Raw genomic sequence first — 20,979 nt, forward strand, 5'->3', positions numbered from 1 at the left:
AATTATTTTAGACCTAAAATATCTCCTGGCAAGTCCCTTTGGTTCCCGCGGCCGCTCAATTGCCCTGGAAGACCGGTTTGGACTTGGCGGCGAACGCTTCGAAGGCGCGGTTGAAATCCTCTGTCGTCATGCACAAGGCCTGGGCAACTGCCTCCGCCTCGATCGCCTCCTCGACCGACATCGCCCATTCCATCGCCAGCATGCGCTTGGTCATCGTGTTGGCAAAGGTCGGGCCGTTCGCGATCTCTGTTGCCAGTGTCACGGCCTGCCCCAGCACGTCGGCGGGCGCGACGGTGCGGCTGAAGAAGCCCCAGCGCTCGCCCTCGTCCGCGCTCATGAAGCGGCCAGTGTAGAGCAGTTCGGACGCACGCGACTGGCCGATGATGCGCGGCAGGATCGCGCAGGCGCCCATGTCGCAGCCGGCAAGACCGACCTTGTTGAACAGGAACGCTACCTTGGCGCCGGTCGCTGCGAGACGAATGTCGGAGGCCATCGCGACGATGGCGCCGGCACCGGCGCAGATGCCCTCGACGGCGGCGACGATCGGCTGCGGACAGGCGCGCATCGCCTTGACCAGGTCGCCGGTCATGCGGGTGAAGGCGGTGAGACCCTTGGTGTCCATCTTCACCAGCGGACCGATGATCTCGAACACATCGCCGCCGGACGAGAAGTTGCCGCCGGCGCCGGTCACGACCACCGCCTTGACCTCATCGTCGAAGGCACAGGCCCGGAAGAAATCGGTCAGCTCGCGATAGCTCTCGAACGTCAGCGGATTCTTGCGCTCGGGCCGGTTCAACGTCACGGTCGCGACGCGATCCTTGACCGTAAGCAGGAAATGGCTGGGCTTGTAGTCCGCCAGCGGCACGGTGACGGGGTTGGCCGGTCTCGACATGTAAGTTCCCTCTGTTCAACTGTTTTCGTTAGGCCAGGGCGCTGCGGCTCACACTTCGCCGCCGGCAACCGCGATCGCCTGCCCCGTGATCGCACCGGCACCGCTGCCGCACAGCCACAGCACAGTGTCGGCAACCTCCTGCGGCATGATGAGACGCCCCTGCGGATTGTGCTTGGCAAGCTCGGCGATCGCTTGCTCCCGGCTGCGGCCGGTCTTTTTCATGATGTTGTCGACGCTTTCCGCGACAAGATCGGTATCGGTAAAGCCGGGACACACGGCATTGACCGTGACGCGCGTCGCGGCCAGCTCCAGCGCCAGCGATCGCGTGAGGCCGACGACCGCATGCTTGGCCGCGGTGTACGCGCTGACATAGGGATAGCCCTTGAGGCCCGCGGTAGACGCCACTGCGACAATCCTGCCATAGGGCCTGCCCTTCATTGCCGGCAGCACCGCCTGCACGGCGTGTACGACGCCCATGAAGTTGATGTCCATCATGCGGTGGAACAACGCGGTGTCGGATTTCAGGAACGGCGCCGATTCTGCGCTTCCCGCATTGGCGACCAGAATGTCGATCGGCTGATGCGCGGCGGCGCTTGCGGCTGCGGCATTGAGCGCCGCCGGATCGGCAACATCGGCGATTGCGGCGTGATCTGCGCATCCGGCCGCGATGGCCTCATCGAGCGTTGCGCGGTTGCGACCGACGATCGTCACGGTTGCGCCCGCAAGCTTCAAGGCGCGCGCGATTTCGCGGCCAATGCCGCGCCCGCCCCCGGTCACCATCGCATGCGCGGCTTGCGGAAGTCCGGACATGCGTGCGCCTCCTCTGATTTCGTTGGCTCGTCTCGACGGAGAAGTTATTTTAAACTTCAAATTTTTGCAACAACACGCCGGAAGCGGCTTGACACCTCGTTTACCGCGACTAGCGTTCAAGGGCCTGGAGCGAGCAACGTAGCGGCCTCGGGCATATCTCGGAGGTCTGCGTGCCTGCGTCGCAAATCGTTACCACGAAGGACGGCCGCTTCGGCTACGAGGCATCGGGGACGCCCGAGCAACAGAGCGTTGTGTTCCTGCACGGCATCGGTGGCGCCGCGCGCGCCTGGCGTGGTCAGCTCGATTATTTCGGCGAGCGCTGCCATGCGGTGGCCTGGGACATGCCGGGCTATGGCCGATCCGCCCGGCTCGACATGGTCAGCATCACCACGCTCGCCGCTGCGCTCCAAGACTTCCTGATTCAGATCGGCGCCAAGCAGCCGATCCTCGTTGGTCATTCCATCGGCGGAATGATCGTACAGGAATGGTTGACGATGCATCCACAGGCCGCGTCGGCCGTGGTGTTGGCTCAGACCAGCCCGGCCTTCGGCAAGGCCGACGGCGACTGGCAGAAATCGTTCATCGAGGCCCGCCTCGGCCCGCTGGATCGCGGAGCGACGATGGCGTCATTGGCGTCGGGCCTGGTCGAGGAGTTGGTCGGCGACGATCCCGATCCGCACGGCCTTGAAATTGCAACCTCCTGCATGGCCGGCGTGCCCGAGGCAAGCTATCGCTCGAGCATGCTGGCCCTGCTCGGTTTCGACCGGCGACAAGCCTTGAGGGACATCAAGGTGCCGACGCTGGTGCTCTCGGGATCGAAGGATCGCAACGCACCGGCGCCGATGATGGAGAAGATGGCAAGCTTCATTCCCGCGTCGAGCTATGTCGAGATCCAAGGCGCCGGCCATCTCGTCAATCTCGAACGGCCCGGCGAATTCAACACTGCGCTCGACGCCTTTCTGAAGGCGCACGCGACAACGACGGCAGCGGAGGCACAATGACCATTCAGGTCCAGAAGACGGCGACGGCATCCCGTGAGGCGCTCGACGCCCCGATGTTCGATCCGGCCGCGTACCGGCTGACCGCTGAGCAGGCCGACATCATCACTCGCGCTCGGCAACTCGGACAGAGCGTGCTGGCGGGCCGCGCCGCGACCTGGGATCGCGAGGCGAGCTTTCCGACTGAGAACTACAAGGACCTGCATCGCGCCGGCCTGCTCGGCATCTCCGTTCCCAAGGCTCTCGGCGGCCTCGGCGCCGGCTACCAGACCTATGCACTCACCGCCGCCGAGATCGGCCGCTATTGCGGCGCGACCGCGCTGACCTGGAACATGCACGTTTGCTCGACCTTATGGTCCGGACCGCTCGCCGACGACCTCGACATGGAGGACGACGTCCGCGCCGAGCATGAGCGGCGGCGCGCGATCCACTACAAGCGCATCGTCGAGGACGGCGCGATCTACTCGCAACCGTTCTCGGAAGGCGGCGCAGCCGCGGCGGGCGGCGTCGCCTTCGGCACCGAGGCCAAGCCGGTCAATGGCGGCTGGCTGATCAACGGCAAGAAGATCTTCGCCTCGCTTGCCGGACACGCGGATTATTATGGTGTGCTATGCACCGAGGTCAGCGAGGGCGAGAAGGCGTCCCGCCGCAACACGCTCTATCTCGCGGTGCCGGCGAAAACGGAGGGCGTCTCCGTCGTCGGCGACTGGGATCCGCTGGGCATGCGCGGCACGGTGTCACGCACGCTGCTGTTCAAGGATGTCTTCGTCGCGGAGGACGCCGCCTTGATGCCGCGCGGCGTCTACTTCCAGGCGGCCATGCGCTGGCCGCACATGTTCATGACGCTGTCGCCGACCTATATGGGCTTGGCGCAGGCGGCCTATGACTTCACCGTCAAATATCTGCGCGGCGAGGTGCCGGGCATGCCGCCGGTCAAGCGGCGGATGTATCCGACCAAGCAGATCGCGGTGGCGCAGATGCAGATCAAGCTGGAGCAGATCAAGGGCATCTGGTTCCAGGCGGTGACCGAGGCGCGCGCCAATCCGACCAAGGAGCAGGTGCTGCGCGCCTATGCGGCGCAATACTCGGTGATGGAGGGGGCCAATGACCTGGCGGCGCTCGCCATCCGCACCTGCGGCGGACAGTCGATGCTGAAGACGCTGCCGCTGGAGCGCATCTATCGCGACAGCCGCTGCGGCTCGCTGATGCTGCCCTGGACGGCCGAACTGTGCCTCGATCGCATCGGCCGCGAGGCACTGTACGAGCCCGGCGAGACGGACGACTGAGCGTGGACCTCTGCAGCCTGATCGAGCGCAACGCGGCGTTCACGCCGGACAAGCCGGCGATCCACTTCGAAGGCGTGACGCTGAGTTATGCCGATTTCAGCGCGCGCATCGCGCTGATGGCGCGGGCGCTGAAATCGGAGTTCGGCGTCGGGCGCGGCGACCGCGTCGCGATCCTGAGTCTCAACCGGCCGGACTATCTGGTCCTGCTCTATGCTTGCGCGCGGCTTGGCGCGATCCTGGTGCCGCTGAACTGGCGGCTTGCGGTGGCCGAGCAGGTCTTCATTCTTTCCGATGCCGCGGCCAAGGTGCTGGTGCTCGAGCAGGCGTTTGCGCCGGTGCTGCCGGTGCTAGCGGAGCAGCACCCGGAGACAGTGCCGGTCGGCATCGATTTCACGCCGGCTAACGGATTGCAGATCGACGATCTCCTAGCGCGTGGCCACGGCGACGATCGCAACCCGCACATCGATCTCTCCTGCCCGCTGCTGATCGTCTACACCTCGGGGACCACGGGCCGGCCGAAGGGCGCAGTGCTGCGGCAGGAGGCGCTGCTGTGGAACGGGGTGATGAGCCAGCACATGCATGGCCTGACCTCCGACGATCACGTGCTGACGGTGCTGCCGCTGTTCCATGTCGGCGGGCTCAACATCCAGACCACGCCGGCGCTGCATCACGGCGCCACCGTCACGCTGCACGCCCGCTTCACCCCGGATTCGACGCTGGCCGCGATCGTCAGCGACCGGCCGACATTGACCGTGCTGGTGCCTGCAACGATCCAGGCCGTCACCGAGCATCCGGGCTGGGCCGCCGCGAACCTGTCGTCGCTCAAGGCCGTCGCCACCGGCTCGAGCATCGTGCCGCCGGCGCTGATCGCGCGTATCACGGCGCGCGGTGTGCCGGTACTGCAGGTCTATGGCTCGACCGAGACCTGTCCGATCGCGGTCTACACGCGGCTCGGCGGCAACCTCTCGCGCGCAGGCTCGACCGGCCTGCCCGGGCTGTGCTGCGAGGCCAAGATCATCGACAAAGACGGCGACGAGCTTCCGGCGGGCAAAGCGGGCGAGATCGCCGTGCGCGGGCCCAATCTGTTCTTCGAATATTGGGGCAACGCCAAAGCCACGCAGCAGGCGATCCATGACGGCTGGTATCGCACCGGCGACATCGCCCAGCGCGATGCGGAGGGGTACTTCTTCGTGCTCGAGCGCAAGAACAACATGATCATCTCCGGCGGCGAGAACGTCTATCCGGCCGAGATCGAGCGTGTGCTCAGCGAGCATCCCGACGTCGTCGATTGCGGCGTGATCGGCCGGCCCGATCCGCGCTGGGACGAGGTGCCGGTCGCCTTCGTCGTCAGGCGCCAGGGCTGCGCGCTGGACGCCGAGACCCTGCGCGCGCATCTGCAGTCGCAGCTCGCGCGCTTCAAGGTGCCGCGGGACATCGTTTTCGTCGACGACCTGCCGCGCACCGCGCTCGGCAAGGTGCAGCACCATCTGCTGCGCCAGATCGATGACCCCGAAATAAGCGAGACGGAGACGCGCTCTTGAAAATTGCAGTGCTCGGCGGCGGCAACGGCTCCTTTGCAGCGGCAGGCGATTTCGCGCTCGGAGGTCACGAGGTCCGGCTGTGGCGCCGCGATGCGGACGCTGTCGCGCAGCATCGAGCGGCGGGCTCGACGATCGTCGTCAAGGACGTCAATGGCCGGCATGAGGCCAGGCTCGCGCTGGTCACGACCGACATCGGCGAGGCCGTCCATGGTGCCGAGCTGATCCTCTGCCCCGCGCCGGCCTTCGCACAGGCCGACATTGCGCGCCATCTGGCGCCGCATCTGACCGACGGCCAGGTCGTATTCCTGCCGCCGGCGACCTTCGGCACCATGATCTTCGCGGCAGCCGCGCGCGATGCCGGCAACAAAGCCAGTGTCAGCTACGCCGAGACCGGCACCCTGCCCTGGCTGACCCGCAAGCACGGACCGTTCGAGGTCGCGATCACCATTCGCGCCAAGCGGCTGCCCGTCGGAGTGTTTCCGCTGAAGACGGCCGAGCATGCGCTCGCCATGATCGGCAAGGCGTTCCCCGGCGTGATCGAGCCGTGCGGCGATGCGCTGTCGGGCGCACTGATGAATGCCGGCTGCATCATTCATCCGCCGCTGATCGTGATGAATGCAGGGCCGATCGAGCACTTCGAACGCTGGGACATCCACAAGGAGGGCACGCAACCGTCGATCCGCCGCGTTACCGATGCGCTCGATGCGGAGCGGATTGCGGTACGCGAAGCGCTCGGCTATGGCGCGCCGCATTTCCCGCTGGCGCATCACTACGCCAAGGAGGGCGAGATCTGGATGTATGGCCGCGGCTCGCACGATCGGCTCACCGATTCCGGCGATTGGCGCGAGCAGCTCGTGCTGACGCAGCACCGCTACATGCGCGAGGATCTCCGGCTCGGCCTGTCGTTCCTGATCTCGGCGGCGGAGCTGAGCGGCACGCCGGTGCCGCTTGCCCGCGCTTTCCTTGCCATCGGCGGCGCAATCTGCGGCGAGGATTTTTGGGCGACGGGACGCACGCTCGCCAGCCTCGGCCTTAGCGGTCTCGATCGAACCGCCTTGCAGGCGCTGCTGCGCGACGGGTTCGCGGCATGAGCACGCGCGGTCATATTGCCTGCCTCGGCGCCGGTCGCATGGGGCGCGGGATCGCGGTGGCTTTCGCCTATGCCGGCCATCCCGTGACCATGATCGACATCAAGCCGCGCACGGCGGCCGAGTTCGACAGGCTGCGGCGCGAGGCGCTCGGCGAGATCAGCGCGACGTTCGCGACCTTGACGCGGCTCGGGATGCTGCAGGCCGCGGATGCCGACAGACTGATGGCGAAGATCAGCGTGGCTCCGGCCGGCGCGAGCAGCGACGTGCTGGTGCAGACCACGCTCGTCTTCGAAGGCGTGCCGGAGATCGTCGACCTCAAGCGCGAGGTCTTGGCTGCGGCGTCGCGCGCGGTCGCGCCGGACGTCATCATCGCCTCGACGACGTCGACCATCCTGGTCGATGATCTCTCCGGTGCGGTCGAGCGGCCCGAGCGCTTTCTCAATGCCCATTGGCTCAACCCGGCCTATCTGATCCCGCTGGTCGAGATCTCGCCGGGCAAGGCCACAGATCCCGACGTCACGGCGCGGCTGAAGGCCCTGCTGGAAGACATCGGCAAGGTGCCGGTGGTCTGCGCGGCGACGCCGGGCTTCATCGTGCCGCGCATCCAGGCGCTCGCCATGAACGAGGCGGCGCGCATGGTCGGCGAAGGCGTCGCCAGCGCCGAGGAGATCGACAAGGCGATTCGCTACGGCTTCGGCTTCCGCTACGCCGTGCTCGGCCTGCTCGAATTCATCGACTGGGGCGGTGGCGACATCCTCTATTACGCGAGCCGCTATCTCGAAGGCGCGCTGGGTAGCGATCGCTACCGCGCGCCGGAGGTGATCGAGCGCAACATGGCGGAGGGCCGCATCGGCCTGCGCACCGGCTCGGGCTTCCTCGACTACTCCGGGATGGATGTCGCCGCCTATCGCGAGCACCGGCTGGGAGCGCTGGTCGACATGCTCAGGCATTTCAAACTGGCCCGGCCACCGGTGGTGGATTGAGCGCGGCGAGTGCACGTGAATGCGCCCTCTCCCTTTGCGGGAGAGGGCATGTAGGACAGTGCGGCGAGCTCGGTTGGGTGAGGGGTATGTTTCCACGAGCTTTGCTCGCTGAGAGATACCCCTCACCCAATCGAGTGCGAGGATGGGCCGGCGATGCCCTCTCCCGCAAGGGGAGAGGACGCTGTATCGCGCAGCGAGGCGATGGGTGCGGTCGGATTCACGGTTCAAACAGCGATCGGCATGAGGGCGCAGTCTCGCGGCACATCATGCCCGAGGTATGCGATGAGTTCGTCCCTCTGGGAATGCAGAGGGCGCAGGGAATGCCGGGTGAAGGCCTCACCCATGGCCCGCCTGCGAAAAAAATGCAGGCGGCAGGTACCACAGGCAAAGCCGAACACGCCGGCATTCCCTGCGCGATGGGTCTAACGCTTATACGCAGTCTCCCTGGTGCGCCGGGCTTGTTGGCCACCATCACCGCGCGGCACTGAGGCCGACGCGACTTGATACCAGCGTCGGGGTATCAGGACGCTGCGACTTCACGTCCGCGACAGATCGTTCGTCCGCGTCCTCGTAAGAAGACGCTGCGATCTCTCGCGGCCATCGCATCCCCACCTCGCGTGTCGTGACGATCGCGCGCTACGCCCCTCTGCGGTGAGGCGGGATGCAGAGAGAGAACCACGATTTCCGAAAAATAGCAAGTCGATTATTTTTAACAGAAGCAAGAGATTCCGTACGGAGCTGCGAGCGAATGGTCATTTGGGTCAGCCCCGCGATGACGGTGCGCTCCCCTCCCCTTGCGGGGAGGGGCCGGGGGTGGGGGTCCCACGAGCCGTGCTTGCAGTGAGGCGCGGAAGAGCGCGGTGTCGATCAAGCGGTCGCGTCGTGCCGGACCATGCGGGTCTGATGGGGAGATTTGAAGGAGCAGTTTTGCTCACAATGGCAATCAGCGCCTGGGCACCTCCCCCCCCAACCCCTCCCCGCAAGGGGGAGGAGGATGCACTGCCGCGGTGGCGGGCCCCTCGCGCGCAATGCGCAGGAGTTCAGCCGAACACGTCCTGCAGCACGCCATCCTTGATCACGGCGACGCCGTCCAGCTCGATCGTAGTGCCCATCATCGGCAGGTCGAAATGACCCGCCGTGTAGCGGCCGGCGAATTCATTGGCGCCGGTGGAGAACAGGAAGTTGCCGGGGACGGCGCGCAGCTCGGTGCCGTTGGTGTCGCGCTGGTCGTACATGGTCAGCGCCTCGTAGCGCGCGCCGGGGTTCATGCCCCAGCCGACATGCGACACTGCATAGGCCTCGCGGTCGCCCCAGGAGGCGAGATAGGCGCGCATCATCGCGGCGTCGGCGCCCTCGCCTGCCAGGTCAGTGATGTAATCGTCGCGCATGGTCATCGTGACGGGCGAGCTCAGATAACGCTTGAAGGTGAGGTTGATGTCGCCGGGCGCCATCACGATGGTGCCGTTGACGGAGCCGCTCTTGGGGAAGCTGACGACGATGCCGCCCGGCCAGTGCGCCAGCGTGCCCGGACGGTCGGTCCAGCCCCAGACGCCGACGGTGGAGGCGCCCTCCATGATCACGTCGAGGTCAGTCCCCGCCTTCGACGTCACGCGCATCCGCTTCGTGCCGCGCAGCATCTTGGCGGCGGCCCGCACCCGCTTCTCCAGCGCCGTATCGGGTCGCATGCGCTCCAGCGCCTCGGGATGCTCGTTGGAGATCACCAGGATGCGCGCGCCGGCTTTCAGGATCTCCGGCGTCTCTACCGCATGCATCAGACCCTCGATGGTGCAGTCGACGACGAAACCGGCCTGCTGCAAGGCCGTCACGACGGGCCCGAGCTTGCCGATCGCCTCCGACGCGCCGGTCGAACGCACCGGCACCGGGTGGGGGTTGCGCGGGGTCGGCACCACGACGTGGAACGGACGCGCGCCCATGCGCAGCAGCGCCAGCTCGGCGATGTGCACGTTGAGCGGGCGCGACTGCGTCTCCGAGAGGATGGCGGCGGTATCGCCGGCCTTCACGGCACAGCGCTCGAAGATCTCGCAGAATGCGTCGATCCATTTCGCCTCGATGCGATCCGCCAGCATGGTCGTTCTCCCGATTGTTGTCGTTGTTTGTATCAGACCGAGGGGAAGCCGCGCAGCAGGTAAGCGCGCAGGCCCTGCAGCAGGGCGTTGAGAATGAGGCCCAGGAGCGAGATCGTGATCAGCGGCACGAACATGTCGACGGCCTGGAAGGTGCGCGCGGCGGTCACCAGCACATGGCCGAGCCCGTCGGTCGAGGTGATCATCTCGGCGAGGAACACGACGATGCAGGAGATCACGAGGCCGATGCGGCAGCCGGTCAGGATCGACGGCATCGCGGCCGGCAGCACCACCTTCCACAGCACGTCGCGCGGCGGCGTCCCGGCGGCGAGTGCCGACCAGATCAGCTTCTGCTCGACCGTGGTGGCGCCGTAATAGGTCGACAGCAGGATCGGAAACAGCGCATCCGCCGCCACCAGCATGATCTTGGATTCGTGGCCGAAGCCGAGCAGCAGCAGGAAGGCCGGATAGAGCGCGACCTTCGGCAGCGGCGCCAGCACGCGCACGATGGGCTTGACGGCGGCGTTGACGGGCGGGCTCACCGCAGCGGCAATTCCCAGGGAAACACCGAGCACCACGGCGATCGCAAAGCCGGCGAACAGCCGGAACAGCGTCGCCACGATGTCCTGCTGGAAGGTGACGCTCGAGAGCTGCTGACCCATGCGCAGGAACACCTGCCCCGGCGGCGGCAGCAGGGTCGGCGGCGCGTAGCCGAACGACACCAGCCCCTGCCACAGCAGCAGGACCAGCACGATCGGCGCGGCGCCCAGCAGGATGTCGTTGGAGGTGCGCGTCATGAGAAGCTCAAGGGCATGTCGAACTGCGGCTCGGACCAGCGAACCAGCCAGCGCCTGACGACCTCGAACGCCGCATCGAGGCAGATGCCCATGGCGCCGATGATGATGATCATCGCGAACACCGTGTCGTACTGGCCCATGTCGAGCGCGTTGAACAGGATGTTGCCGGCGCCGGACTGCCGCGCGATCATCTCGCTGGTGACCATCGTGATCAGCGCCAGCACCAGGCCCGTGCGGCAGCCGGTCAGGATCTCCGGCAAGGCCGCAGGCAGGACGATGCGCAGCAGACGCTCGGCCGGCGACAGACCCATCGCCGCTCCCGACCACAGCATCTTCTCCTCGACCGCCTTGGCGCCCTCGAAGCTGTGGTAGATCACCGGAAGGCTGACGCCGAGGAAGATCACCAGCGTCTTGGAAATGTCGCCGACGCCGAGCCACAGCATAATGATCGGCATCAGCGCCGCCTTCGGCACCGGGTAGATCAGCATCAGCAGCGGATTGAAGAAGGCGGCGGTCGACCGGCTGCGCCCCATCAGCAACCCGAGCGGAATCGAGAAGGCGAGCGCCAGCGCGAAGCCGATCGCCATCCGCCGCAGCGAGGCCAGGATGTTGATCAGGGATTCCTTGTCGGTGAGGATCGGCGGGATCGCGCGCAGCGATTCCAGCGCGGTCGGGAAGCTGTCGTTCTTCAGCCCGAGCGAGGCGAGCTGCCAGGCCAGGAGCAGACCGCAGCAAGCCAGCACCGGCGCGAGCGGCTTCGACAGTCCATTCATGACGGCAGCTCGTTGTCACCGGAATCGTCGAACATGCGCTCGATGTCGACGATGTATTTCTGATAGCGCGGGTCCAGCAGCAGCTCCTCGCGGCGGCGCGGCCGGGGCAGATCGATGTCGATCACCTCGCGGATGCGGCCGGGCGAGCGCGACATCATCACGACCTTGTCGGACAGGAACACGGCTTCCTCGACCGAGTGGGTTACGAACAGCACCGTCTTGCGGTCGCGCTCCCAGATGTCGAGCAGGTCGTTCTGCAGCCGCGTGCGCGTGTGCGCGTCGAGTGCGCCGAACGGCTCGTCCATCAGCAGCACCTCCGGCCCGTAGGCCAGCGTGCGCGCCAGCGCGACGCGCTGCTTCATGCCGCCGGAGAGCTCCTTGGGATAGAATTTTTCGAAGCCGGTGAGGCCGACCATGGCGAGCAACGTCCGCGCGAGCGCCTCGGCCTTCGCCGGCTTCTTGCCCTGCTGCAGCGGACCATACATGACGTTGCCGAGCACGCTCTTCCAGGGGAACAGCGCGAACTCCTGGAACACCGGGCCGCGATCGGGGCCGGGACCGGTGATCGGCTTGCCCTTCATCTTCGCGGTGCCGCTGGTCGGGCTGACGAAGCCACCGACGATGTAGAGCAAGGTCGACTTGCCGCAGCCGGAGGGCCCGAGGATCGAGACGAAGGCGCCCTCGCCCACCGTCAGCGAAATGTCCGACAGCGCGGTGTGGTCGCGGCGCGACGAGGTCTTGAACACCTGCGACACGTGATCGATCTCGATGATCGGCGTGGCCGCGCGGCGGCCGAGCGGCGTGCCCGCAAGCTGGCCGGGTCGGATCGGGGTCACGCCCATGTCGGCTTCTCTTTCCGATGCAGCACGCTCAAACGCTCCGTGAAATCAGGCAAGACGGACTGCCGCAGATTAGCAAGAAACCTGCCAATCGTCGCCACGCGCGGATCATTCCCGGTCCTGATCGAACCAGGGCCATTCGGCCGGCCCCTCGTGAGTCACGGCGCCGAGCGGTGCCTGCCCAACGAGTTTCGCGTATTTCGCCAGTGCTCCTGCCCTGTGCCGCGGCGGGCGCTGCGACCACGCGCTGCGACGCGCGGCGAGCTCGCGCTCATCGAGCAGCACGTCGAGCGTGCGCGCCTTCGCATCGATGCGGATCGGATCGCCATCCTGCACCAGCGCCAGCGGACCGCCGACGAAGGCTTCCGGGGAGACGTAGCCGATGCACAGGCCACGGGTGGCTCCGGAGAAGCGGCCATCGGTGATCAGCGCGACCTTCTCGCCCATGCCCTGACCATAGATCAGCGCGGTGACGCCGAGCATCTCGCGCATGCCGGGACCGCCGACCGGTCCCTCGTTGCGGATGATCAGCACCTCGCCGGCTTGATAGTTGCGCGCGCGCACGGCCGCGACGCAGGTCTCTTCGTCTTCGAACACCCGTGCACGGCCCTCGAACACCAGGTTCTTGAGGCCGGCAACCTTGATGACGGCGCCATCGGGCGCGAGGTTGCCCTTGAGCACGGCGACGCCACCGTCGGCCATGATCGGCCTGGCCGGGCTGAACACGATCTCGCCGTCCGGCGCGTTGGCCGCGCCGTATTCCTCGGCCAGCGTGCGGCCCGTCACCGTGAGGCAGGAGCCGTCGATGTGGCCGCTCTCGATCAGCGCGCGGATCACCACGGCGGCGCCGCCGATGTCGTAGACGTCCTTGGCGGTGTACTTGCCGCCCGGCCTGAGATTGCCGATCAGCGGCGTGCGCGCGAACACCTCGCCGACATCGTCGAGCGTGAAGCGGATGCCGGCCTCATTGGCGATCGCCGGCAGATGCAGCGCCGCGTTGGTGGAGCCGCCGGTCGCCGCGACGATCGCCGCGCCGTTCTCCAGCGCCTTCCGGGTCACGAGGTCGCGCGGCAGCGGGCCGCCACGCGCGAGCATCTGCATGATCAGGCGTCCGGCCTGCCGCGCCACGTGGGCGCGCTCGGCATAGACGCCGGGGATCATCGAGACGTTGGGCATCGACAGGCCCATTGCCTCCGACAGCATGCCCATGGTGTTGGCGGTAAATTGCCCGGCGCAGGCGCCGATCGTCGGCAGGCAGGACCGCTCGATGCCTTCGAGCGTCTGTGCATCGATCTCGCCGGTCATGTAGCTGCCGACGGCTTCATACGAATCGAGCACCGTCAGCGTCCTGCCCTGGTACTTGCCGGGCAGCGCGCTGCCGCCATAGATGAAGATCGAGGGCACGTTGCAGCGGACCATGCCCATCATCACGCCGGGCAAGGTCTTGTCGCAGCCGCCGAAGCCGATCAGCGCATCATAGGCGAGGCCGTGGACCACGGCCTCGATCGAATCGGCGATCAGCTCGCGCGAGAACAGAGAGAACTTCATTCCCTCGTGGTTCATGCTGATGCCGTCGGAGACCGAGACGGTGGCGAACTCGCGCGGCGTGCCGCCGGCCTCCGAGATGCCCGTCTTCGCCGCGTCGACCTGGAAGTCGTGCGTCATGTTGCAGGGCGTCTGCTCGCCCTTCTGGCTGACGACACCGATCATCGGCTTGGCGATGTCGGCGTCATCCAGCCCCATCGCGCGCATGAAGGCGCGGTGCGGGGCGCGGTCGAGCCCCTCCACCGTCACGCGCGAGCGCAGCTTCCTCATCGACACGAGCTCCGCGCCAGCCGCCTACTGGATCGGCGCGACGATCGTCGGATGCTTGAACTGGGCGACGTCGAGCTTCGGCAGCATGCCGGTCTCGGCGTAGATGTCGAGCATCTTCTGGATCGCCGGGAAGTTCGGCGCGGCGACCGGGTCGCGGCCGAAATCATTGTCTTTCAGCAGATAGGTATCGATCACGGCGACCGGCGCCTTCATGACCTCCGACACCACCTTCAAGGTCTCGTCGCGGTTGGCGAGCGCCTTCTTCATGCCGGCGGTGATGTCGCGGACATAGGCCTTCACCAGCTCAGGGTTCTTGTCGACGAAATCGGCGCGGCAGGCCTCGAGGATGTGGACGATGTTCGGCATCGCCTCGGACAGCGAGAACAGCTTACGGGTGCCGCCCTTGGCCTCGGCGCGCGCTGCAAAGGGCTGATTCATGTTGACGGCGTCGACACGGCCCTGGCGCAGCGCATCCTCCGACACCGCGAAACCGACCTCGACCAGCTTGATGTCCTTGGCGGGATCGAGCCCGGCCTTCTTCAAGAGCATGTTGAACGGCCCCTGCGTGCCGCCACCGATCACGGAGATGCCGACCGTCTTGCCCTTGAGATCGGCGATGGTCTTGATCGGCGAATCGTCCTTGACCGCCCAGTAGACCGAGAAGCCGCCCGGCTTCTCATAGACGTGCTGCGCGACGATGTAGGCCTTGAGGCCGCCGCCGACCACGCCGTTGGCGAGTGACAGCGGCGCCTGCGTGGCGCAGTCGAGCGCGCCGGCGGCGAGCGCCTGCGTCATCGGTGCCGTTCCCTGGAACTGGGTCCACTCGATGTTGTAGGTCTTGCCGATATCCGGAAATTCGGCGGGCCGCTTCATCATCCAGTATTTGGATTCTTCCGCCGGGATGGTCCAGCCGACGCGGATCGTCTGCTGTGCGAATGTCGGCCCCGCGCTCGTCACCAAAGTCATCGCCGCGAGTGCCGCCAGCATCAACCGTTTCCGCATCACGCCCCTCCGCCTCATCAAAAAAGGAACCTCGCGGAGAATGTTTCATGTCTCAAATATCCGTGCAAGCGCGGAAAACGCCCCATGCTTGCCTGCCCCATGGGCAACCCCGCTTTGCAGCGCGGTGAAGCGGCGTCATGCGGAAACGTCGCTGGCCGTGTGCTGCGGATATGCCGGCAACGCAAGGTCGTGTCGAGGCCTCATGGTTCGAGACGCGCCGCTAGCGGCGCTCCTCACCATGAGGAGATGCATCGTGCTGCAGGATAGATGGACCGCGCCGCGAATTCCGGCCTCGTCCTGAGGAGCCCGCAAAGGCGGGCGTCTCGAAGGACGATGGAGGGCACATTGCCAGCCACGACGTTGTAAAAGGGGGCGGGAAAGAGGCTCGATTGCCACCCCTGCCCTGCCTCAGCCGACTGGCGTTGCCGCGCCGCACGCGCTAGGGAGAGGCCCCGAATTGACCTTTTGAGGAGTTCTTCGATGTCGATCCAGCGTTTCGAAATTGGCCCGCGCATGAGCCAGGTCGTCGTTCACGGCAATACCGTCTATCTCGCCGGAGTCGTCGCGCAAAAGACGGCCGGTGAAAGCGTGACCAAGCAGACCGAGGAGATTCTCTCGATCATCGACGGCCACCTCGCCAAGGCCGGCACCGACAAGTCGAAGCTGTTGTCGGCTACGATCTACCTCACCGACATCAAGACGTTCGGCGAAATGAACGCCGTGTGGGATGGCTGGGTCTCGGCCGGCAACACCCCGGCTCGCGCCACGGTCGAGGCCGGACTTGCGGCGCCGCAATACACCGTCGAGATCATGGTGATCGCGGCGAAGTAGACGCTGGGTCGCCGCGCCCTAGATCATGATGCGATTCCGCGGAATCGCATCATGATCTTATCCTTTTGTTTGAGCATGATCTTTTCGGAAAACCGGCTTCCACTTTTCCGGATCATGCCCTAGGCGGTGTCGCGGCGACCAGTGTTGCGATTGAGCGGATCACGCCGCTCGCGCCTGAGCCCTTCGGGAAGCACCGGCTCGGTGCCGGGCAAGGGCTCGGCCCGCACGTCGGCGCCCCACTGCTCCTGCTGGCGGGGCGTCGTTTCATCCTTGACCTGTTGCGGCTGCGGCAGACCGTCCTTGCTGACGGGGTCGTAGGCGCCGGAGCGCAGGTCGCGGGTGTCTCTGCCTGTCATGATGTTTCAACAAGCGTGCTGCGGCATTCGTTCCTGATCGCCGGCATGGAACGAGGCCTTCCTGCCTCAGGTGAGCGCAGTGGTCGGCGTCGACGGTGGCGATGCAGCCGCGGTCAGGACTGAGGCCGCGCCGGCGCGCCCTCGCGGATGCCGTCGACCTTGACGGCGAGCCGCTTGATCTTGTCGTAAAGCGTCTGCTTCGGAATGCTCAGCAGCGCGGCGGTCGCCGGCACGTCGCCGAGCTTGCGGCGCAACGCATCCTCGATGATCGAGCGCTCGATGTTCTCCAACTGCCGTGGCAGCGACAGCTCGGAGCCTGCGGCGCCCGAGCGGTCGAGGACCTTGCGGTCGAGCACACCGAGCACGAAGCGGTCGGCGACGTTGCGCAGCTCACGCACATTGCCCGGCCATGAGTAGCCGAGCAGCAGCGACATGGTCTGCTCGTTCACGATCGGCGCGTCGCGCTCGAACCGCTTGGCGGCCTCGAGGGTGAAGTGCTCGAACAGGATCGGGATGTCCTCGCGGCGTTCGCGCAACGGAGGCAGCTCGATGAAGGCGACGCCGAGACGATAATACAGGTCGGCGCGGAACAGCTTCTGCTCGCCGAGCTCGAACAGATTGGCCTTGCTGGCCGCCACCACGCGGCAATCCACCGCCACAGGCTTGTTGGAGCCGACGCGCTCGACCGAGCGGTCCTGCAACGCCCGCAGCAGCTTCACCTGCACGCTGAGCGGCATGCTCTCGATTTCGTCGAGGAACAGCGTGCCGCCATGGGCGTATTCGATCTTGCCGATCCGCTGCTTGGTCGCGCCGGTGAAGGCGCCGGCCTCGTGGCCGAACAATTCGCTCTCGACCAGCGACTCCGGCAGGCCGCCGCAATTCACCGCGACATAGTTGCCGCCGCGCCGGGCGCTGTGAGCGTGCAGGCAACGGGCGACGACGTCCTTGCCGGTGCCGGTCTCGCCATAGATCGTCACGTCGACATTGGTCGAGGCCAGATTGGCGACGAGGCGGCGTACCTCCTGGATCTGCGGCGAGCGCCCGAGCAGGCTCGCTTCGATGCCCTGGCGGTCGGCGAGCGCCGAGCGCAAGGTGCGGACTTCGAGCGTCAGGCGACGCTTGTCGAGCGCGCGGCGCACGACGGAGACGAGCTGCTCCGACGAACACGGCTTCTCGATGAAGTCGTAGGCGCCGTTGCGCATCGCGTCCACGGCCATCGAGATGTCGCCGTGGCCGGTGACCAGGATGACCGGCAGGTCGGGATCGAGCCGGCGCAGCTCGGACAGCCACTCGGTGCCGCTCTTGCCGCGCAGCCGCACGTCGGACACCACCACGAACGGCGTGTCGGCGCGGACGATTGCGCCGGCGGCTTCGGCGGAGGCGAACGGCGTCACCGGGAGGCCGGCGAGCTGCAGCGCCTGGACGGCGCCGATGCGGACATCCTCGTCGTCCTCGACATAAATCACGCCGACCGGTTGCTCAGGAGTCATGCGGGGACCTCTTCAATCGGCGAGCGGCAGCAGCACGATGAATTCGGCGCCGGCCGGCTCGAGATTCCGCGCCCGCAGCTCGCCGCCGAATGACCGTGCGATGTGGTTGGCGATGACGAGCCCAAGCCCGAGGCCCTTGCCGGCCGGCTTGGTCGTGACGAAGGGCTCGAACAGGTGCGGCAGGACATCGGCGGCGATCACCGGGCCGCTGTTGGCGATGGCGATCCGGCACTGCCCCTCCTCACGCACGGCGCGGATGTGGATGGACTTCCGCGCGGCGCCCTCGACGGCATCGAGCGCGTTGGCGATGATGTTGCAGAGCAGTTGCTCGAGCCGGATCTGTTCGGCCCTGACATGAAGCTCGGGCGCGAGATCGATGGTCACGTCGACATGGCCGTCTTTCACCCGCGCGCCGAGGATCTTGAATGTCTCGGACAGCGCCTGCTCGACCGCGACGGCATCGAGCGGCGCGTTCGATTTGTAGGCGAACACGCGCAACTGGCCGGTCAGGCGCGCGAGACGGCGAACCAGCTCGCCGATGCGGATGAGATTGCCGCGGGCCTCGCCGATCATGCCGCGATCGACGAATTGCACGGCATTGTCGGAGGCGGTCTGCAGCGCCGCGAGCGGCTGGTTGATCTCGTGCACCATGCCCGCCGACATCTGGCCGAGCACGGCGAGCTTGCCGGCATGGACGAGTTCGTCCTGCGCCGCGCGCAATTCGGCGGTGCGCTCCTGCACCCGCATTTCCAGCCTGTCATTGGCGGCCTGCAGCGCGGCCTGGCTCGCCAGCCGCTGCCGGATCTCGCGGCGTCGCTGCGCCAGCAGGCCGAACGCCAGCAGCGCCACGATGCTGGCGAGACCCGAGAGCGTGCCGATGATCAAGGCCGTCCGCCGGATCGGCGCCTCGTCGTCGAGCAGCAGCAGCTGCCATTGCCGCCCGTTGAGCGGACGCTCGTCGACGCTGTAGACCGCGCCACGCTCGGTCGCGACCTGACCGCCGCGATCGGTCCTCTCCATGAAGGTCCAGCCGAGCGGCGCGAGGCTGGAACTGCCATAGGGCTTCGACGTCGCGATTTCCTCGAGCGCATCCACCGAGAGCGGCGTCAGCGGGCGGAAGCGCCATTCGTCGCGCGAGGCGAGAATGGTGACGCCGCGGGCGTCGACCAGAAGCATGTCGGCACCGCGGTTGCGCCATTCGCGCTCGAAGGCATCGAGATTGACCTTGACGACGGCGACGCCGATCGTCCGTCCCTGTTGCTTGACGGCATAGGACAGGTAATAGCCGGCGCGCGCGCTGGTGATGCCGATGCCGAAGAACGCGCCGCGGCCGGTCGCCAGCGCCTGGCGCATATAAGGCCGGTAGGACAGGTTGCTGCCGACCGGCGTGCCCGGCTGGTCGAAATCGGCGGCGGCGATCGCATCACCGGCGACGGTGAGGACATAGAGGTTGTCGGCGCCGGCCAGCAGATTGATCGACTTCAGATGCAGGCTGACGCTCTGCTGCAGCGCGCGATCGTCCGGCGTGCCGAGCAGCCGGAAGACATCGGGCGAGGTCTCCAGCAGCGACGGCAGATATTCGAAGCGCGAGAGGTAGCCGTCGAGCTGCGCGGCCTCGACCGCCAGCCGCTGCTGGGCCGTGGCGTGCCGCTGATCGAGCCCGCGGGAAAAGGCAATGGCATAGCCGAACCAGGCCGCCGTGCCGACCAGCGCAGCCGCCATCACTCCGCGAACGACCAAGCCCGCGCGCCTGCGGACCACCGCAGTGACGTCGGGATGTCGCTCGAGGCCGATCCGGAATGGAAGGTCCGTCATTCCCTTTTCCAGGCCCATCGCTCCCAGGCCCATGCACCGGGCCGCGCCTGCCGTATCCGCAATTGTTCTGCAAGTCTAAGGCCTTGCCGGGCCATAGGCGACAACAAAATCGGCCACGCCGGCGCCCTGGGCACCCTCGTCAGTGCAGCTTGACGTGCGGCTCGGTGCGGCGGGTGATCAGCCGCGCCAGCGTGTCCAGGGTCACCTTGGCGAAGCCGTGCAGCGCGTATTCGTGCATCTTGTAGAGCGACAGATACATCATCCGCGCGAACAGGCCTTCGAACACCAGATTGCCGCCGACCAGCGCGCCCATCATCGAGCCGACGGTGCTGAACTCGCCGAGCGACACCAGCGAGCCGAAATCGTGATAGCGGTAGTCCGCCAGCGGCTCGCCCCTGATGAAGCGCGGGATCTGCTTGTAGAGGTGCGAGGCCTGCTGATGCGCGGCCTGCGCCCGCGGCGGCACGTTGCCGCGCTCGCCCCAGGAGCAGGCCGAGCAGTCGCCGATCGCGAAGACGCGCTCGTCGCGCGTGGTCTGCAGGGTCTGCCTCACCACGAGCTGGTTGATGCGGTTGGTCTCCAGCCCCGCGATGTCCTTCAGGAAGTCGGGCGCCTTGACGCCCGCGGCCCAGACGATCAGCTCGGCCGGGATGACACGGCCGTCGGCGAGGCTCACTTTGTCGGGCCCGACCTCGGCGACCTTGGCGCCGACCAGCACCTCGACGCCGAGCTTTGCGAGCAGCTTCTCGGTCTCGCGCGACACCCGCTCGGGCAAGGCCGGCAACACCCGGCCCGCGGCTTCGATCAGCGTGATCCGGATGTCCTTCTCGGCGTCGACCTGGTCGAGACCATAGGCCACCACCTCGCGGGTCGTCCGATGCAGCTCGGCGGCCAGCTCGACGCCGGTCGCGCCGGCGCCGATGATCGCCACCTTGAGCTGGTGCGGGGCGATCGGCGACGACTGCGAGTGGGCGCGGATGCAGGCGTTGACCATGCGCTCGTGGAAACGCCGGGCGTCGTGCTGCGATTCCAGCTTGATCGCGTGGTCGACGACACCGGGCGTGCCGAAATCATTGTTCTGGCTGCCGATGGCCATGACGAGCACGTCATAGGGGATGGTCCGCCGCGGCGTGACCTCGCGCCCCTCCGCATCGAGATAGGGCGCCACCAGCACCTCGCGCTTGTCGCGGTCGAGGCCGATCATGTCGCCGATGCGGTAGTGGAAGCCGTGCCAATAGGCCTGGGCGAGATAGTCAACCTCATGCGCCGAGAGGTCCATGCTGCCCGCGGCGATCTCGTGCAGCTTCGGCTTCCAGACATGGGTGCGGTTGCGCTCGACCAGGGTGACGTCGAGCTTCCCCTTGCGGCCGTATCCGTCTCCGAGCCGGGTCGCGAGCTCCAGGCCGCCGGCACCGCCGCCGACGATCACGATGCGAGGAACACCAGACTGCGCAACGGCCATCATCAACCTCCCCAAGGGTGACCGCGCCGCGACGGAGGGACTGCGATGTCACTCCGGTTGCGTCATCACGTCGGAATGCGCGGCCTTGCGGCGCCAGGCAGGATGCCTCCACGG

18 protein-coding genes are annotated in these 20,979 nt (G+C 66.6%); 6 read left to right on the plus strand and 12 right to left on the minus strand.

Translation table 11 applies throughout. The features are described from left to right. Nucleotides 1-55 precede the first annotated feature (55 nt). Together ACQR1D_RS25720 and ACQR1D_RS25725 are read right to left on the minus strand one after the other, a co-directional pair. A complete protein-coding gene (locus tag ACQR1D_RS25720; RefSeq protein ID WP_315802417.1) occupies nucleotides 56-892 on the minus strand; it encodes an enoyl-CoA hydratase family protein in 837 nt (278 codons plus the stop codon). A gap of 48 nt (nucleotides 893-940) precedes the next feature. Beyond that, nucleotides 941-1,702 carry an SDR family NAD(P)-dependent oxidoreductase gene (locus ACQR1D_RS25725; RefSeq protein ID WP_315802545.1) on the minus strand — a complete coding sequence of 254 codons (762 nt, stop codon included), beginning with the start codon at nucleotides 1,700-1,702 and terminating at the stop codon, nucleotides 941-943. Between the two features lie 170 nt (nucleotides 1,703-1,872). Here ACQR1D_RS25725 and ACQR1D_RS25730 point away from each other — a divergent pair, with 170 nt between their 5' ends. Genes ACQR1D_RS25730 through ACQR1D_RS25750 form a run of 5 tightly spaced genes read left to right on the plus strand, consistent with a single transcriptional unit; the run spans nucleotide 1,873 to nucleotide 7,601 of the window. Beyond that, nucleotides 1,873-2,703: an alpha/beta fold hydrolase gene (locus tag ACQR1D_RS25730; RefSeq protein WP_434882183.1), complete on the plus strand. Its 831-nt coding sequence runs from the start codon at nucleotides 1,873-1,875 to the stop codon at nucleotides 2,701-2,703. Then, complete coding sequence (locus ACQR1D_RS25735) at nucleotides 2,700-3,986, plus strand: acyl-CoA dehydrogenase family protein (RefSeq protein WP_434873914.1); 1,287 nt, start codon at nucleotides 2,700-2,702, stop codon at nucleotides 3,984-3,986. The genes ACQR1D_RS25730 and ACQR1D_RS25735 overlap by 4 nt, the downstream gene beginning before the upstream one ends. A gap of 2 nt (nucleotides 3,987-3,988) precedes the next feature. Beyond that, on the plus strand, nucleotides 3,989-5,527 hold the full coding sequence (locus ACQR1D_RS25740) for a class I adenylate-forming enzyme family protein (RefSeq protein ID WP_434894147.1): 1,539 nt from the start codon (nucleotides 3,989-3,991) through the stop codon (nucleotides 5,525-5,527). Beyond that, nucleotides 5,524-6,618 carry an NAD/NADP-dependent octopine/nopaline dehydrogenase family protein gene (locus ACQR1D_RS25745; RefSeq protein WP_316183222.1) on the plus strand — a complete coding sequence of 365 codons (1,095 nt, stop codon included), beginning with the start codon at nucleotides 5,524-5,526 and terminating at the stop codon, nucleotides 6,616-6,618. Before ACQR1D_RS25740 ends, ACQR1D_RS25745 begins: the two co-directional genes overlap by 4 nt. After that, nucleotides 6,615-7,601, plus strand: coding sequence for a 3-hydroxybutyryl-CoA dehydrogenase (locus ACQR1D_RS25750; RefSeq protein ID WP_434894148.1), 987 nt, complete (start codon nucleotides 6,615-6,617; stop codon nucleotides 7,599-7,601). The genes ACQR1D_RS25745 and ACQR1D_RS25750 overlap by 4 nt, the downstream gene beginning before the upstream one ends. Nucleotides 7,602-8,641: 1,040 nt before the next feature. Here the strand turns inward: ACQR1D_RS25750 and ACQR1D_RS25755 are convergent. The 6 genes from ACQR1D_RS25755 to ACQR1D_RS25780 all read right to left on the minus strand — a co-directional run bounded on the left by ACQR1D_RS25755 (nucleotide 8,642) and on the right by ACQR1D_RS25780 (nucleotide 14,911). Then, nucleotides 8,642-9,688: a peptidase M29 gene (locus ACQR1D_RS25755; protein WP_434894149.1), complete on the minus strand. Its 1,047-nt coding sequence runs from the start codon at nucleotides 9,686-9,688 to the stop codon at nucleotides 8,642-8,644. Nucleotides 9,689-9,720: 32 nt separating this feature from the next. Further along, nucleotides 9,721-10,482 (minus strand): ABC transporter permease, encoded by a 762-nt coding sequence (locus ACQR1D_RS25760; RefSeq protein WP_434894150.1) that lies wholly within the window; start codon nucleotides 10,480-10,482, stop codon nucleotides 9,721-9,723. Next, on the minus strand, nucleotides 10,479-11,255 hold the full coding sequence (locus ACQR1D_RS25765) for an ABC transporter permease (RefSeq protein WP_315802409.1): 777 nt from the start codon (nucleotides 11,253-11,255) through the stop codon (nucleotides 10,479-10,481). The genes ACQR1D_RS25760 and ACQR1D_RS25765 overlap by 4 nt, the downstream gene beginning before the upstream one ends. Continuing rightward, nucleotides 11,252-12,097, minus strand: a complete 846-nt coding sequence (locus ACQR1D_RS25770) for an ABC transporter ATP-binding protein (RefSeq protein WP_315802408.1) — start codon at nucleotides 12,095-12,097, stop codon at nucleotides 11,252-11,254. Before ACQR1D_RS25770 ends, ACQR1D_RS25765 begins: the two co-directional genes overlap by 4 nt. A gap of 105 nt (nucleotides 12,098-12,202) precedes the next feature. Beyond that, complete coding sequence (ilvD, locus tag ACQR1D_RS25775; protein ID WP_316218445.1) at nucleotides 12,203-13,909, minus strand: dihydroxy-acid dehydratase; 1,707 nt, start codon at nucleotides 13,907-13,909, stop codon at nucleotides 12,203-12,205. Nucleotides 13,910-13,933: 24 nt separating this feature from the next. Beyond that, nucleotides 13,934-14,911 carry an ABC transporter substrate-binding protein gene (locus tag ACQR1D_RS25780; protein WP_315802406.1) on the minus strand — a complete coding sequence of 326 codons (978 nt, stop codon included), beginning with the start codon at nucleotides 14,909-14,911 and terminating at the stop codon, nucleotides 13,934-13,936. 480 nt (nucleotides 14,912-15,391) lie between these two features. On the opposite strand from ACQR1D_RS25780, the gene ACQR1D_RS25785 reads away from it, so the two are divergent. Next, entirely contained in the window at nucleotides 15,392-15,742 is a 351-nt protein-coding gene (locus ACQR1D_RS25785; protein WP_315715601.1) for a RidA family protein, read from the plus strand. Nucleotides 15,743-15,861: 119 nt separating this feature from the next. Here the strand turns inward: ACQR1D_RS25785 and ACQR1D_RS25790 are convergent, their stop codons facing one another. The 4 genes from ACQR1D_RS25790 to ACQR1D_RS25805 all read right to left on the minus strand — a co-directional run bounded on the left by ACQR1D_RS25790 (nucleotide 15,862) and on the right by ACQR1D_RS25805 (nucleotide 20,865). Next, a complete protein-coding gene (locus tag ACQR1D_RS25790; protein ID WP_315802405.1) occupies nucleotides 15,862-16,098 on the minus strand; it encodes a hypothetical protein in 237 nt (78 codons plus the stop codon). A gap of 113 nt (nucleotides 16,099-16,211) precedes the next feature. Beyond that, entirely contained in the window at nucleotides 16,212-17,588 is a 1,377-nt protein-coding gene (locus tag ACQR1D_RS25795) for a sigma-54-dependent transcriptional regulator (RefSeq protein WP_434894151.1), read from the minus strand. 12 nt (nucleotides 17,589-17,600) lie between these two features. Beyond that, nucleotides 17,601-19,403, minus strand: coding sequence for a sensor histidine kinase (locus ACQR1D_RS25800; RefSeq protein ID WP_434847595.1), 1,803 nt, complete (start codon nucleotides 19,401-19,403; stop codon nucleotides 17,601-17,603). 139 nt (nucleotides 19,404-19,542) lie between these two features. After that, nucleotides 19,543-20,865: an NAD(P)/FAD-dependent oxidoreductase gene (locus ACQR1D_RS25805; RefSeq protein ID WP_316178428.1), complete on the minus strand. Its 1,323-nt coding sequence runs from the start codon at nucleotides 20,863-20,865 to the stop codon at nucleotides 19,543-19,545. Nucleotides 20,866-20,979: the final 114 nt, after the last annotated feature.

The organism is Bradyrhizobium sp. HKCCYLRH2047, assembly GCF_051168175.1.
GTDB lineage: Bacteria > Pseudomonadota > Alphaproteobacteria > Rhizobiales > Xanthobacteraceae > Bradyrhizobium.